Raw genomic sequence first — 15133 nt, 5'->3', positions numbered from 1 at the left:
TTAATTTTTTCTTTTTAATTTATATTTAATTCTTATTGCCTAAGAGTATAACTTTTATATCATATCTTCAATATTAGGAGTTGTCTTATTTCTTTATATTACGCTCAAGAATAAAAAGCCTAGATATTCTAAAATTAATTAAAATACCTAGGCTCATTACTAATAAAAACTGCACACTCATTCACTAATTGTAAGAGTGTGCAGCCTTATATTATACTTATTATTAAACTTCTTTAGATAACTTTTCTAAATCAGCAATTATAACATTTACTAAATCTAATTTGCCCTTGGCATAGTCTTTTTCATTTAACCAATCTAGTCCAAGTTCTAAAGCTTTTTTAGTTTCTTTATATTCCTCTAATAATTTTTTAATTGTTTCTTCTCTCATTTATATCTCTCCTCATATAATTACTCAATTGTAACTAATTTCCCAAGGTTATTTTTATTAAATTAAGAAAGCTTGTCCCAATGTAAAACTACTCAACTGTAACTGATTTTGCAAGGTTACGTGGCTTATCTACATCGCAACCCTTTTGTTTTGCCATATAATAAGATATTAATTGTAGTGGAACTACTGATAATACTGGTGTTAGTAGTGAATTAGTTCTTGGAATATAAATCACATCATCACATACTTCCTTAGCATCTTTGTCCCCTTCATTTGCTATTGCTAAAACCCTTGCTCCCCTAGTAACTACTTCTCTAATATTACTTATCATCTTATCTTTTAATTTATCTTCAGTTAGTAATGCAATTACAGGTGTTCCCTTTTCTATTAATGCAATTGGACCATGTTTAAGTTCTCCTCCTGCATAAGCTTCTGAATGAATATATGATATTTCCTTAAGCTTTAATGAACCTTCTAATGCAACTGCATAATCTAATCCTCTACCTAAGAAGAATAAATCTTTATCCATATAGTTTTTTGAAGCATATTTTTGAAGCTCATCTTTTTTATCTAAAATCTCTTTTACCTTATCAGGTAATATTAATAATTCTTCTTTAAGTTCTTCTGATACTTCCTTATTTAATGTTCCTTTAAGTTCTCCAAAATAGATTCCTAAGATATACATTGCTATAAGTTGAGTTTCATATGCTTTAGTGGATGCAACTGCAATTTCTGGACCTGCCCAAGTATAAAGCACATGATGTGCTTCTCTTGAAACTGAACTTCCTACAACATTAGTTATAGCAATAACTTTGGCTCCTGTTTTCTTGGCATCTCTTAATACTGCTAATGTATCTGCTGTTTCCCCAGATTGACTTACTACTATAAGTAGCGATTTCTCTGTTATTAATGGATCTCTATATCTAAACTCTGAAGCTATATCTACTTCAACTGGTATTTTAGCTAACTTTTCTATAATTGTCTTTCCTACTAATCCAGCATGATAGGCTGTTCCACAAGCCACTATAAATACTCTATCAAAGTTTTCTAATTCTTCTTTTGTAAGATTAATATCATCTAATTGAACTTTTGTATCCTTTAAAACTCTAGATGTTAAAGTATCTTTTATAGCTTTTGGCTGCTCATGTATTTCTTTTAACATAAAGTCTTCATATCCGCCTTTTTCAGCTGCATCGACATCCCAAGTTACATGATAAATTTCTTTATCTATTTTTTCTCCATCTTCAGTTTTTATTTCTACGCCGTCCTTTGTTAAAATTACAAATTCTTTATCTTCTAATAAATAAACTTCTCTAGTATGATTTAAAACTGCTGGAATATCTGAAGCTATAAAATATTCACCTTCTCCTACTCCAACTATTAATGGACTATCTTTTCTAACTGCAACTATCTTATCAGGTTCTTCTTTACTGATAACACCAATAGCATAACTTCCTTCCATCTTTGAAGTTGCTTTAGTTACAGCTTCAAATAAGTCACCCTTGTAATAGTAATCTACTAAGTTAGGAATTACTTCAGTATCTGTATCTGAGCAAAATGTATATCCCTTAGTCTTTAACCATTCTTTAAGCTTTATATAATTTTCTATTATACCATTGTGAACAACACTTATTGTTACATCTCCATTACTATGAGGATGTGAATTAATATCTGATGGTTCTCCATGAGTTGCCCATCTAGTATGACCAATTCCTATATGTCCCTTCAATGGATTTTCATTTAAATTTTCTTCTAGGTTTTTAAGTCTTCCTTTATATTTCTTTACTTTTATTTCTCCATCTTCTAATATTGCAACTCCTGCTGAATCATATCCTCTATACTCTAATTTAGATAATCCTTCAACTAATATAGGAGATGCTTCTTTTCTTCCTACGAATCCAACTATTCCACACATTATATTTTTCTTCCTTCCATTGTCTATTATTTTTCATTCTAAATTAAGGACCCATTACAACATATAAAAATTATATTCCTCATTATTAATCTTGCATTGTAATAGTACCTTGAAGGTTTTAACACCAGGCTAATATTGTCCTATAAGTCACCTTATAGATTTGTTAGCCGTTAACGGTAGTGTGTAATACCGTGGGGCACCCGCCGAAGTATCGATAACTCCCCAACCTCGTCAACTTAAGTGAGATTCCAAATCTTTGATTTGGTTAATCGAACTTACTCAGCCTTGCTGAGTTTCCTCTTTGACTCCAAATCTTCGATTTGGCTAGTCGAACTTACTCAGTTTTACTGTATTTCCTCTATTACTCCCAATTCTACACTTGGTCAGTCGAACTTGCTCAGCCTTTCTAAATTCCTATATAGCTTTAAATTTTATATTTAAATAGACGAACTTAATTAAATTGAAATTTGAACTATCATCGGTTTTCCTTCTCATTTCATTTTAATTTTTATACTCTACATAACTTCAACTTAATAAAATAAGTTTTAAAGTTTCAGTTAAGTTCGCCTATATAAACCATAATTTATCACCTAAAAGAAACTCCTTATCAACTCAAAATGTATTTGCATCTTCAAAGGAAACTTCACTGGCATTCGCTGGCTGGGTAAGTTCCACCAACCAAATCGTAGATTTGGGGTTTTAAAGGAAACTCGACTCGCATTCACTCGCTGAGTACACTCTGCGTAACTTCAACTTACTAAAACAAGTTTTAGAGTTTCAGTTAACTTCGCCGTACTAAATCAAAGATTTAGAGGCATCAAAGGAAACTCGACTCGCATTCGCTCGCTGAGTAAGTTCCACCAACCAAATCATAGATTTGGGGTGTCACTTAAGTTCTGGCGCTTTATTTTATGACTATCCTCCTTTTCTTAACATCATTTAATTTATAGTACAGTTTATGCAACTAAAATTAAAATCTACACTAATTTTAGCACACTTTCTATTAAATTCAACCATTTATAGTTAAATTTAATTATTTTATCTTATTTAAATAAAATAAATTTAAATTACTCTCATTTTCTCCTGTTTACTCTTATTAATAACTATACATGTAGATGTCTAGACATATATTCAATGATAATTAATAATATATAATGCATAATTATAGAAAAAAACTCAGCCTAAGCTGAGTTTTTATTATTAACATTAATGTGATAACTATGGAATTTATCTTACTATAGTTGCTTTTATTTGATTAGCTATGAATTTCTTTGGTAAATCCACTTATTAGATTTAATTTTTCTTCTCTTGATAACTGCTTTATAGCATACTCTCTTTTCATTGCATCTTTTTTATCTTGAAATTCTTCAAAATATACTATTTCTACTGGAAGTCTAGGTTTAGTATATTTTGCTCCTTTTCCACTATTATGAGCTTTAAGCCTTTTTTCTAAAGAGGTTGTCCATCCTGTATATAAAGTGTTATCTGAGCATTTTAATATATAAACATAATTCATTTTATCACCTAGTTTAACTTTTCTTATAATCTAATAAATAAATTATAACTTAAAAATAGGTTATCTTAAACACTGATACTTAAGATAACCTATCTTCTACTTATTTCCTAAAGGACTCTTCTATTTTATTTTTCATTTCTTCAACTTTATCTTTAGCTACCTCTGTCTTATTTCTAATAGAGTTATCATATTCGTTGAATAAATTTCTCATATGCTCCATTGTGCTTGCCAAAGAAGCATCTTCTATTGTACCCATACTATTCATTTTATTTTCAAATTCTGTTCTATATGTTTCCCATTCTGCAGCATCTATTTTATCCACACCATTTTCTACTCTACTTCTAAAATCTGTGTATAAATCTTCTATATCTTTTCTAGACCTTTCAATATCTGTACCTGCTGCTGTGCCAGGAGTATTGGAATTACCTGTATTAGGATTAGTACCATCATTCATTCCTTCCCCATTATCTATTCCTGATCCATTATTCATTCCTGATCCATCATTCATTTTAGTGTTATTATTAGTTGATGGATTCTTATTATTTCCCCCACACGCTACTAGTCCTAAACTACAAGCAATTAACATGCCTATTAATAATTTTTTCATTTTCATGCCTCCTTTCTTCTACATAATTATCTTCTCTCTTATTTCAGAAATTATGTGGTGAAGAAATATCATATAAAATGAAAAAAACTCTAAAAAGAGTTTTTTCTTCTTTAATTTCAGTAAAATAAATCAATTACCTACTTAATTATTAATTGTTAAATAATAATTGTATTATCACTCCGCCTAATATAGTTAATGCATAAACTAAATTTGTAATAACGCAGTTCTTTACAGCTAGTATAAATGTATCTTTCTTAGTTTGAAGCTTGTTAAACTTATCTATATTCCCTTGAACAAACTTTAAAACTAGTAATGTAACTAAAGAAATAATAGGTAAAGATTTAGTAATTACGCCTATTACTATTGAAATAAATCCAATATAGTAAAGCCACTTAAATAGCTTTAAAGCATTTTCTTTTCCAATATATATTGGAAGTGTATATCTCTTATTTACTATATCTTCATCTATGTCGCATATATTATTGGCAAGCATTATATTGGATATTCCCATTATTGGAGATAAGCTTATTAAGAATATATTTGCTAACTCTATAATATTAAAACTTATATTTATGTTGCTTAAGTCATTAAAACTTATATTTAATATTCCAGTATCAAATACATGAATATAAATAGTTAAGAATGTTATTATAAAGCCCATAGTTAATCCTGAGAATATTTCACCAAAAGGTGTTCTTGAAATTGGTATAGGTCCAAAAGAATATGTAATTCCTATAACAAAGGATATAGCACCAATTAATAAAACTATTATATTTGTATTTTTAACTAATAATAATCCTAAAGCAGCAGCAATAATTAGCATAGTAAAAATAGTTACCCTAACTATCTTTGGGTTTAAATTATGGCTTACTATTGCATTATGAGTTTCATATCCATAACCTTCTTTTTTTATGGCTTTAGCATAGTCCATATAGTTATTTATAGCTGTAGTAGTCATATCAAATATTATCATTGAAGAAAACATTATAATTGCGTTTTTTACGTTAAAAGTATCAAATCTATATAATGCATAAAATGTTCCTAATAAGAAAGGAATAACACTTGCTACCTTTGTTCTGATTTCTACTAAATTTAAAAAGCTTTTAATATTCATTTATTTTCCTCCTTATTTATTACTTTAATATTTTAACATAAATAGAAGGAAAACATAATGTATTTTAAATTTTCCTTTTTCCTACTTAACTAATTTACTCCGCTTAATATCTTGCGTATAATTTTATTTTAATATAAAAAATTTTAAGCCTTGTGCAATAAAGCACAAGGCTGATTTTTTTATCCCATAAACATGAATGTATGACAAGTAAATACTGAAGCTACTTGCATAAAGCATAGTAATGAACCTACTATAATTCCTGGAATATATGGGTTATTACAATACTTAGCTAAACGACGTAGTAGAAGTACTGCTACTGGGAATACTGGTATTGCATTAATCATATATGTGAATGTAAATGGTGCTCCAAATATATTTGGTTGGAATCCTGTTTTTGCAAATAGGTAGTATCCGATGAAAGTAATAGCAAATGCAGGAATCATATTCATTAATGCAAAGAATAAATCATTTATTAATGTTGGTTCTTTACCTATCTTAGAGTAATAAGATGAATTTATAGCAATACTTACAGCTATACCAAATACCAAGAAGAATGGTAAGTATGTAAAGAATAAGTATAAATGATCTAGTGGAATTTCACGCATACCCCATAGGTAGTATCTTAAGTCAATTTGGAATACGTATTGCGCAATATATACAACAACCAATACGCTTAATACACCAAGTATAGCTAGTAAAAGTGATTTTAAGAAGTCTTTAATTGGAATTCTTACACCCCATGATTTTAAGGTATCTCCTTGTTTTCTAGCATATAAGTAGTATGAACCAAATGAAGTTATTAAAATAAATATACCATTTGCTAAAGACCATAATGCATAGATATTAGTAGTTTGTTGTGCTAAAACATCTGTAACAAAGTATCCATATCCTTTTTTGAATATAAATGATACGCTTAAGAATGCAAATGCACAGTTAGCTATAGTTAATACCCAGAACCATATCTTTCCTGTCTTATTAGGGGCAGGTCTTAATTGTTTGTTATCTTCAGCTTTTAAACTTGAGAAGAATTTAGTTTTTGTTAATGTTGCAATAGTAAATATGCAGATTGCTAAGGCTCCAAATAATCCTAGAACAGAAGCAAGAGAGTAGAAGTTCCAAATTTGCATAGAGCCAACTTCGTAGTTAGGAGCAACAAATGATTCTTGGAAAAAGTCTACCACTGAAGCTACAGCACCATTACCACCTTGTGGCTTAGGGTGAATTTCATCTGCTTTTGTAATACGACGAATAACTTGTTTTCCATTTATATCAGTAGTATAAGTATGTCCAGGAATTACTTTAACATCTGTAAGTGTACTTGGATCTTGTCCAAAGCTTACAAAAGACTTAGCTTCATTTGAATCTAAGAATTGTTGTGCAGAAACTGGAGCTCCATTTGAATCTTGAGTGCTAAAGTAAACATGGTCATAGTATGTATAGTAAAGACCTACATTACGATCTCCATACATATTTGTCCAATTTCCTTGAAAGTCAGTAAATAGTGGATTACTTGCAACTAAGTATACAGCAGAAATTACAGGATTTCCACTCATGTTATCTAAAACTACACTAGTATTTGTAGCATTCCCTCCCATTGAGTGACCAGCGATACCTATTTGATCTAAGTCTACATAATCTAATTCAGATACATATTTTACCGCAGCATAAACTCCGTATGCATCAGCATTCATATCAGTGAAGAAAGTTTCAAAAGGTGTTATATCAGAACCACCATGATTTAACATATCAGGTGTAACAACTACAAATCCACGACGTGCTAATTCAAGTGCATATTGAGCATAGCATTCTTTTGTTGTTGATAAACCATGAGCAAATACAACAGCAGGTGCTTTATTATCAGCAGTTGCAGCCTTTGGACTATAAACTCTAATACTTACGTTATCACCTGAACGTGTTTGTACAGTAGTAGTTTCAATTTTAACTTTTCCAAAGTTGCTTAAAAGTAGATTAGCACTAACGGCACATAATAAAGTGAAAATAATTGATAGAATTAGTCCTTGTTTTGCTGTAAGTTTAAATTTAGATTTTTTCTTCATAATTTATCTCCCTTTAGTTATAATTAAAACGTTAACATTTCATGTATAAATTATATAATGGAAGTTAAATTATAAATATGATTAATTTTATAATTTAGTATAACTATCTTGCACTTATGTCAAAAATATTATTTTAGATTTATGACAATTAGTTATAATGTTTAGTAAGGGGGACATAATTATGAGTGAAAAATTAGAGGTTATTTACTATCCAAGTATAGATAATATTAAGTTATTTGTTGTTGATATAGAATATAGATCACCACATACTCACCCAGAAATAGAGGTTCTATTTGTTTTTAAAGGGAATCCTATTTTTATGATTAATAATGAAAAATTTGAATTCCATCAAGGAGATATTATAATAATTAATAGTAATGAAAAGCACGAAATAATTTCAAATATTGAAACATCAACTTTTTTAGTTTTAAATATTTCTACTAAGTATTTTGAGGGATATTTTTCACAAATTAATCAAATTGCATTCAAAGGGCATTGTACATATAATTCAAAACATAAGTTACTGATATATACTTTTTTAAATCTTGCTAGACTTTACATAGAAAAATCTAATTTTTATAAAGTTAGCTGTGCAAGCATGGTAAATGTTATGTTTGTCTATTTATTAGAGAACTATTCAATGTATGATATTTATAATTATAAAAGCCAAGATAGTTGTCAAAATAAATTGAGATTAGAAAGAATTATGCATTATGTAGAAGAAAATTATTATGATAAGATTTCACTTAAAGATATTTCTGATAGGGAAGGAGTATCTGTATGTTTTTTATCAAGATTTATTCATAAGTATTTAGAATTAAGTTTTCAAGATTACTTAACATTTGTAAGATTTAATCACGCTAAAGAGCTTATTCTTACAACGGACATGAAGCTAGTAGATATTTGTTATCAATGTGGCTTTTCAGATTATCGTTATATGACTCAAGCATTTAAAAAATATTGTAAATGCACGCCAAAGGAGTTTAAGTTAAGGGAAAATATTTCAATGCCAACAAAAGATTTTTTAGGAACAACCATTCAAAGAGTATATGATAATGATGAAGCACTAAATATAATTGAGGATACAATTAAGTATTATAATTTAGTAGAACCACGTTAATATATGATACTTATATTGTGTAATTTATATCCTATATATGATTATCCCTAAATTTAAAATATAACTTGTATTAAATAATTTTAAACTAAGAATCAATGTTTTCAATATAAATCATTGATTCTTTTTTATAATAAATTAATATTCTTATCAAGTACATATATAAATTTCTCACCATTTTCAACGAATCCTTTTGTATGACCATTGTCATATCCTATTATTTCTAAGACTAAAATTTCATATTCATCAATCTTATTTATATCATATTTAAATACTGCATCACCAGCATGTATTTTGCTTCCACGTACCTTCATCTCAGAAATTCCATCTTTTCCATCACTTCTAAATTCCTTATGAGTTCCTCTTGAAAGTTCTATATAATCTTTTGAATTTAATTGTTCAGATATATTTGAGTCTGTGTTTATATCGTTCCCCTTATATAAATACCATTTTCCATATAATTTTGAATCTGAATTAAAATTTATAATACCAAATATCAATAAGCAAACTAATCCTATAATCCAAATCTTTTTAACGTTATTCATACAATCCCCCCCTATATTCTATATATGTAAATTATACTATATCAGTCTTAAAGAAAGTCATTATAATCAAATAAAGTTATCGCTACAATAAAACAGCAAAATACAATTAAAATCTATTTTCATACTATTAAGCCTATTTAAAACATAGGCTTAATTTTCATATAAACAAACTTATTTTTAGTAATTCTGTAGGAATTACCTCCTTAATTGTTAATTGTTAATTTAAAAAAGCTGCCTCTCGGCAGCTTTATATTAGTCTAATTTCTTACTATCAATCCAACTCATCATTTCTCTTAATTCTTTACCAACCTTTTCAATTGGATGTTCTGATTCCATTTTTCTTCTAGCATTGAACATTGGTCTTCCAACTTGGTTTTCTAATAACCAGTTCTTAGCGAATGTACCATCTTGGATTTCTTTAAGAACTTTCTTCATTTCCTTCTTAGTTTCGTCAGTTACTATTCTATCTCCAACTGCGTAGTCACCATATTCAGCTGTATCAGAGATTGAGTATCTCATCATGCTCATTCCACCTTGATATAGTAAGTCTACGATTAATTTCATTTCGTGTAAACATTCAAAGTAAGCATTTTCTGGAGCATATCCTGCTTCTACTAAAGTTTCAAAGCCAGCTTTGATAAGTGCTGTACATCCTCCACAAAGAACTGCTTGTTCTCCGAAAAGATCTGTTTCAGTTTCATCTTTAAAGGTAGTTTCTAAAACTCCAGCTCTTGCTCCACCTACTCCATTTGAATATGCAAGTGCTAAATCACGAGCATTTCCAGTAGCATCTTGATATACTGCTATTAAACATGGTACTCCTGATCCTTCAGTATAAGTTCTTCTTACCATATGTCCAGGTCCCTTAGGAGCACACATAAATACATCTACATCTGCTGGTGGAACTATTTGTCCATAATGAATATTAAATCCATGAGCAAATACTAAAGCATTTCCTTCTTCTAAGTTTGGAGCAATTTCATTTTTATATATTTGAGCTTGCTTTTCATCTGGTAATAGAATCATTATAATATCAGAAGCTTTAGCTGCTTCTGCAACTGTTGCTACCTTAAGTCCAGCAGCTTCAGCTCTTGGCCAAGATTTACTTCCTTCATATAATCCAACAACAACATCTACTCCACTTTCATGTAAGTTTAATGCATGAGCATGTCCTTGGCTACCATATCCTACTATAGCAACTTTCTTCCCCTTTAATAATTCTAAATTTGTGTCCTTTTCATAATACATTTTTGCCATTTGTCTACTAACCCCCTATTATTTTAAACATCTTCTTCGCTTATTATTTCATTAATAGCTGCACCTGGTGCAACCATAGGAAATACTTTTTTATCATTGTGTATCACATAATCTATTACTACTGGCCCTTCTTTGTAAGCTAAAGCTTCCTTTAGTACAGGAACTAGTTCTTCTTTTTCATGAACTCTAAATCCCTTGCCACCAAAGGCTTCAGCTACCTTTACAAAGTCAGTAGTTCCATTTAAATCTGTTGATGAATACCTTCCTTCATAGAAGAAGTTTTGCCATTGCCTAACCATCCCTAAGGAATTGTTATTTACTATTATTACTTTTACAGGCAATTTATTTTTAGCTGCTGTTGCTAATTCATTGCAGTTCATTCCAAAACTTCCATCACCAGCTATATTAAATACTGTTTTATCTTTATTAGCCATTTGTACACCTATTGATGCTCCAAGTCCAAAGCCCATAGTTCCAAGTCCACCAGAGGATATAAAGCTTCTAGGTATCTTAAACTCAAAATGTTGAGCAGCCCACATCTGATGCTGTCCAACTTCAGTTGCAAGCACAAAACTACCATCATCTAATTCACTTAGCTTTCTAAATAAGAATTCTGGTGTTAATTCTCCTGTCTCTGAAGTATCCTTAACCTTTAGAGCTTTAAGCTCATTCATCTTAGCTAACCACTCATCATTTTTCTTTTCTTTAAGGAGTGGTATTAATCTTTGAAGAACTATCTTTAAATCCCCAACTACAAAGGCATCTACCTTAACGTTCTTATTGATTTCTGCTGGATCTACGTCTATATGAACTACCTTTGCATGCTTTATTTGATTTTGAGTATTAATAACTCTATCACTAAATCTGGCTCCTAAGTTAATTAATAAATCGCATTTGCTTGCTAATATATTTGAAGCTTTACTTCCATGCATCCCTATCATTCCAGTATATAACGGATGATTATATGGGAATGATGATATTGACATAAGGGAAGTTGCTATTGGTGAATTAATCTTTTCAACAATTTCCTTAAGCTCTTCATAAGCTGCTGAAGCTACAATCCCACCCCCTGCATATATAAATGGATTTTCAGCTTCATTTATTAATTTAGCAACACTCTGTAGTGCTTCATCAGTTATATGCTTAGTTTTTCTTTCAACTTCTTTAGGAATTATAGGTTCGTATATAGCTTTAGCTGCTGTTATATCTTTTGGAATGTCTATTAATACTGGACCTGGTCTTCCTTCTTTAGCAATATAAAAAGCTTCTTTAACTACTTTTTGTAAATCATTAATATCTTTAACTATATAATTATGCTTAGTTATTGGCATTGTAATTCCAGCTATATCGACTTCTTGGAAACTATCCTTACCTAATAATGGTCTAGTTACATTACCTGTAATAGCTACCATTGGAATAGAATCCATATAAGCCGTTGCAATCCCAGTAACTAAGTTTGTAGCTCCTGGTCCTGATGTTGCTAAGCATACACCTATTTTCCCAGTAGATCTTGCATATCCATCTGCTGCATGGGATGCCCCTTGCTCATGAGCTGTTAGTATATGATTTATCTGATCTCTATAGTTATATAACTGATCATATATATTTAAAACAGCTCCACCAGGATACCCAAATATAGTATCAACACCCTCATCTATTAGAGACTTTATTAATATCTCAGCTCCTGTTAGAAACATAAATACCCCCCTTTTTTCATTATTTCAATATTGCTCCTGTGCTTGCAGAACTTACAAGCTTAGCATATCTAGCTAAATATCCTTCAGTTACCTTTGGTGGTAGTGGTTTGAAGTTCTTTCTTCTTTCTTCTAGAACTTCATCATCTACTAATAATTCTAGTTTTCCATTTGGAATATCTATTGATATGATATCTCCTTCTTCTACTAGTCCTATTACTCCACCTTCAGCTGCTTCTGGAGAAATGTGTCCTATAGCTGCCCCTTTTGTAGCTCCACTGAATCTTCCATCAGTTATTAATGCTACATATTTATCTAAGCCCATTCCTGCAATTGCTGATGTTGGTGATAACATTTCTCTCATACCAGGACCACCCTTTGGTCCTTCATATCTTATTACTACAACATCGCCTTTTACTATTTTCTTAGAAAGAATTGCTGCAATAGCATCCTCTTCTAAATCAAATACTCTTGCAGGTCCTGTGTGAACTAACATTTCTTTTAGAACTGCTGACTTCTTAACTACAGCCCCATCTACTGCTAAGTTACCCTTTAACACTCTAATACCACCAGTTATACTAAATGGTTCATCTATACTCTTGATAATATTGTAATCAAGTACTTCAACACCTTCTAAGTTTTCCTCATGAGTCTTAGATGTTGCTGTTATACAATCTAAATCTAAAAGACCTTTCTTTGAAAGTTCCTTCATAACTGCTTGGATTCCGCCAGCCCAATATAATTCTTCAATATGAGTATCTGAAGCTGGTGCTAATCTACAAAGATTAGGTGTTACTTCTGATACTTCATTAATCATATCTAGGTTTAAATCAACTTTTGCTTCATTAGCAATTGCTGTTAAATGAAGAACACTATTAGTTGAACATCCAAGTGCCATATCTACTGTCAATGCATTTTTTATAGCTCTTTCATTAACTATATCCCTTGGCTTAATATCTTTTTCTAATAAATCCATTACTCTCATACCTGCATATTTAGCAAGTCTCATTCTTTCTGAATAAACTGCTGGTATAGTACCATTTCCAGGTAAACCTAAACCTAATACTTCTGCTAAACAGTTCATTGAGTTTGCAGTAAACATTCCTGAACATGATCCACATGTAGGGCAAGCTTTGTTTTCCATATCACATAAATCACCTTCTAGCATAGTTCCATTTTCAAAGGCTCCAACAGCTTCAAACATTGTTGAAAGTGATACATCTTTACCTTTAAACTTACCTGCAAGCATTGGTCCACCACTTACAACTACTGCTGGTATATTAAGTCTTAATGCAGCCATCATCATACCTGGAACAATCTTGTCACAGTTTGGTATTAAAACTAATGCATCAAAAGCATGTGCCTTAACCATACATTCAATAGTATCTGCAATAAGTTCTCTTGTTGCTAAGGAATATCTCATTCCTTCATGTCCCATTGCTATACCATCGCAAACTCCTATTGTTGGGAATACTATTGGAGTTCCTCCAGACATTAATACTCCCTTTTTAACTGATTCTACTATTTTATCTAAATTAATATGACCTGCTATTATATCATTCTGTGAAGTTACAACTCCTATTAAGGGTTTGTTTATTTCTTCATCAGTAAGTCCTGTTGCCTTTAATAATGATCTATGTGGGGCTTTTTGTGGCCCTTTCTTTATAACGTCACTCCTCATTTATATTCCACCTCTTATTCTATCTTTTCTAAAACCAGCCTTCCTATCTCATTAGTTCCAACTAGTTTCATTCCTTCACTCATTATGTCCCCTGTTCTATACCCCTCTTCTAGAACCTTAAGGACTGCCCCCTCGATTACCTTAGCTTCAGTTTCTAAATTGAAACTGTATCTTAACATCATTGCTGCTGAAAGAATTGTTGCTAGTGGATTTGCAATTCCCTTCCCTGCTATATCTGGTGCACTTCCATGTATAGGTTCATACATTCCAAGCTTTCCTTCTCCTAATGATGCTGATGGCAACATACCAATTGATCCTGTTATCATACTTGCTTCGTCTGATAATATATCCCCAAACATATTTGAAGTAACTATTACGTCAAATTGTTTTGGATCTCTAACTAATTGCATTGAAGCATTATCTACATACATGTGATTAACCGTAACTTCCGGATAATCCTTGGCAACTTCTTCAATAACACCTCTCCAAAGCCTTGATGTTTCTAATATATTAGCCTTATCTACACTAGTTAACTTTTTATCTCTCTTCATTGCTGTTTCAAAAGCAATCTTAGCTATTCTTCTAACTTCATTAACATTATATCTTTCAGTATCATAAGCACCTGGTACTCCATCTATTTCTTCTCTGCCTCTTTCACCAAAGTAGATACCACCAGTTAATTCTCTAACTACACATATATCTATTCCATCTCCGATAATACTATCTTTAAGTGGAGAAGCCTCCTTTAATGGTGCATATAATAAAGCTGGTCTTAGATTGCAATATAAGTTCATTCCACCTCTAAGTCCAAGTAACGCTTGTTCAGGTCTTACTTTCGCATTAGGATCATCCCATTTAGGACCTCCAACAGCTCCAAGTAAAACTGCATCAGCTTTCTTGCAAGCTTCTAATGTTTCTTCTGGAAGTGGTACTCCTTTTTCATCTATAGCACAACCTCCAGCTATTAAATATTCATATTCAAAAGTATGGTTAAACTTATCCCCAACACAATTTAAAACATTCACAGTTTGTTCCACAACCTCTGGACCAATTCCATCCCCAGGTATAACAGCTACTTTAAAATTCATCTTTAATCCCCCTGTTTTTAGTGAAGAATGAAGGAATGAAAAGTTAATAAAAATATGCTATTTTTATTAACATGAAAAAATTATGGTAGAAATTCAGCTAAGGCTGAATTTCTTTAATTATCATGGGGCTGTCGTGCAAATAGCCCAAATTAAG

At 30.9% G+C, this 15133-nt stretch carries 12 protein-coding genes; 1 reads left to right on the top strand and 11 read right to left on the bottom strand.

Annotated elements, in window-relative coordinates; all coding sequences use genetic code 11:
- Window positions 1–223: 223 nt before the first annotated feature.
- The 6 genes from E5347_RS16875 to E5347_RS10045 form a co-directional block, all read right to left on the bottom strand.
- Window positions 224–388, bottom strand: a complete 165-nt coding sequence (locus tag E5347_RS16875; protein WP_168354943.1) for a hypothetical protein — start codon at window positions 386–388, stop codon at window positions 224–226.
- A gap of 88 nt (window positions 389–476) precedes the next feature.
- Window positions 477–2303, bottom strand: a complete 1827-nt coding sequence (gene glmS, locus E5347_RS10065) for a glutamine--fructose-6-phosphate transaminase (isomerizing) (protein ID WP_136006978.1) — start codon at window positions 2301–2303, stop codon at window positions 477–479.
- A gap of 1255 nt (window positions 2304–3558) precedes the next feature.
- On the bottom strand, window positions 3559–3819 hold the full coding sequence (locus E5347_RS10060) for a GIY-YIG nuclease family protein (RefSeq protein WP_136006976.1): 261 nt from the start codon (window positions 3817–3819) through the stop codon (window positions 3559–3561).
- A gap of 100 nt (window positions 3820–3919) precedes the next feature.
- A complete protein-coding gene (locus E5347_RS10055; RefSeq protein ID WP_136006974.1) occupies window positions 3920–4426 on the bottom strand; it encodes a hypothetical protein in 507 nt (168 codons plus the stop codon).
- A 148-nt stretch (window positions 4427–4574) separates the two neighbouring features.
- Window positions 4575–5540: a 1,4-dihydroxy-2-naphthoate polyprenyltransferase gene (gene menA / locus E5347_RS10050; protein WP_136006973.1), complete on the bottom strand. Its 966-nt coding sequence runs from the start codon at window positions 5538–5540 to the stop codon at window positions 4575–4577.
- Window positions 5541–5719: 179 nt separating this feature from the next.
- On the bottom strand, window positions 5720–7597 hold the full coding sequence (locus E5347_RS10045) for an alpha/beta hydrolase (RefSeq protein ID WP_136006971.1): 1878 nt from the start codon (window positions 7595–7597) through the stop codon (window positions 5720–5722).
- A gap of 181 nt (window positions 7598–7778) precedes the next feature.
- On the opposite strand from E5347_RS10045, the gene E5347_RS10040 reads away from it, so the two are divergent.
- The gene (locus tag E5347_RS10040) at window positions 7779–8717 is read left to right on the top strand and encodes an AraC family transcriptional regulator (protein ID WP_168354942.1); all 939 of its coding nucleotides are present in this window, start codon (window positions 7779–7781) and stop codon (window positions 8715–8717) included.
- A 125-nt stretch (window positions 8718–8842) separates the two neighbouring features.
- Here the strand turns inward: E5347_RS10040 and E5347_RS10035 are convergent, their stop codons facing one another.
- From E5347_RS10035 to leuB, 5 genes are all read right to left on the bottom strand, one after another.
- Window positions 8843–9259 carry a hypothetical protein gene (locus tag E5347_RS10035; protein ID WP_136006969.1) on the bottom strand — a complete coding sequence of 139 codons (417 nt, stop codon included), beginning with the start codon at window positions 9257–9259 and terminating at the stop codon, window positions 8843–8845.
- Window positions 9260–9511: 252 nt separating this feature from the next.
- The gene (ilvC, locus tag E5347_RS10030) at window positions 9512–10516 is read right to left on the bottom strand and encodes a ketol-acid reductoisomerase (protein ID WP_136006968.1); all 1005 of its coding nucleotides are present in this window, start codon (window positions 10514–10516) and stop codon (window positions 9512–9514) included.
- A 23-nt stretch (window positions 10517–10539) separates the two neighbouring features.
- Window positions 10540–12213 (bottom strand): biosynthetic-type acetolactate synthase large subunit, encoded by a 1674-nt coding sequence (gene ilvB, locus E5347_RS10025; protein WP_136006967.1) that lies wholly within the window; start codon window positions 12211–12213, stop codon window positions 10540–10542.
- 19 nt (window positions 12214–12232) lie between these two features.
- Complete coding sequence (gene ilvD / locus E5347_RS10020) at window positions 12233–13891, bottom strand: dihydroxy-acid dehydratase (RefSeq protein WP_136006966.1); 1659 nt, start codon at window positions 13889–13891, stop codon at window positions 12233–12235.
- Between the two features lie 14 nt (window positions 13892–13905).
- Window positions 13906–14979 carry a 3-isopropylmalate dehydrogenase gene (leuB, locus tag E5347_RS10015; protein WP_136006965.1) on the bottom strand — a complete coding sequence of 358 codons (1074 nt, stop codon included), beginning with the start codon at window positions 14977–14979 and terminating at the stop codon, window positions 13906–13908.
- Window positions 14980–15133: the final 154 nt, after the last annotated feature.

Origin of the sequence: Clostridium sartagoforme, from assembly GCF_004794105.1 — a bacterium.
Classification (GTDB): Bacteria; Bacillota; Clostridia; order Clostridiales; family Clostridiaceae; genus Clostridium; species Clostridium sartagoforme_B.
The sequence above is the reverse complement of the archived record's forward strand: the minus strand, read 5'-3'. Positions and strand labels throughout refer to the sequence as shown.

Coding starts and splice junctions, on each gene's coding strand:
- E5347_RS10060 (WP_136006976.1), bottom strand. CDS start 3,819: ATGAATTATGTTTATATATTAAAATGCTCAGATAACACTTTATATACA.
- E5347_RS10035 (WP_136006969.1), bottom strand. CDS start 9,259: ATGAATAACGTTAAAAAGATTTGGATTATAGGATTAGTTTGCTTATTG.
- ilvC (WP_136006968.1), bottom strand. CDS start 10,516: ATGGCAAAAATGTATTATGAAAAGGACACAAATTTAGAATTATTAAAG.
- ilvB (WP_136006967.1), bottom strand. CDS start 12,213: ATGTTTCTAACAGGAGCTGAGATATTAATAAAGTCTCTAATAGATGAG.
- E5347_RS10055 (WP_136006974.1), bottom strand. CDS start 4,426: ATGAAAAAATTATTAATAGGCATGTTAATTGCTTGTAGTTTAGGACTA.
- ilvD (WP_136006966.1), bottom strand. CDS start 13,891: ATGAGGAGTGACGTTATAAAGAAAGGGCCACAAAAAGCCCCACATAGA.
- E5347_RS16875 (WP_168354943.1), bottom strand. CDS start 388: ATGAGAGAAGAAACAATTAAAAAATTATTAGAGGAATATAAAGAAACT.
- glmS (WP_136006978.1), bottom strand. CDS start 2,303: ATGTGTGGAATAGTTGGATTCGTAGGAAGAAAAGAAGCATCTCCTATA.
- leuB (WP_136006965.1), bottom strand. CDS start 14,979: ATGAATTTTAAAGTAGCTGTTATACCTGGGGATGGAATTGGTCCAGAG.
- E5347_RS10040 (WP_168354942.1), top strand. CDS start 7,779: ATGAGTGAAAAATTAGAGGTTATTTACTATCCAAGTATAGATAATATT.
- E5347_RS10045 (WP_136006971.1), bottom strand. CDS start 7,597: ATGAAGAAAAAATCTAAATTTAAACTTACAGCAAAACAAGGACTAATT.
- menA (WP_136006973.1), bottom strand. CDS start 5,540: ATGAATATTAAAAGCTTTTTAAATTTAGTAGAAATCAGAACAAAGGTA.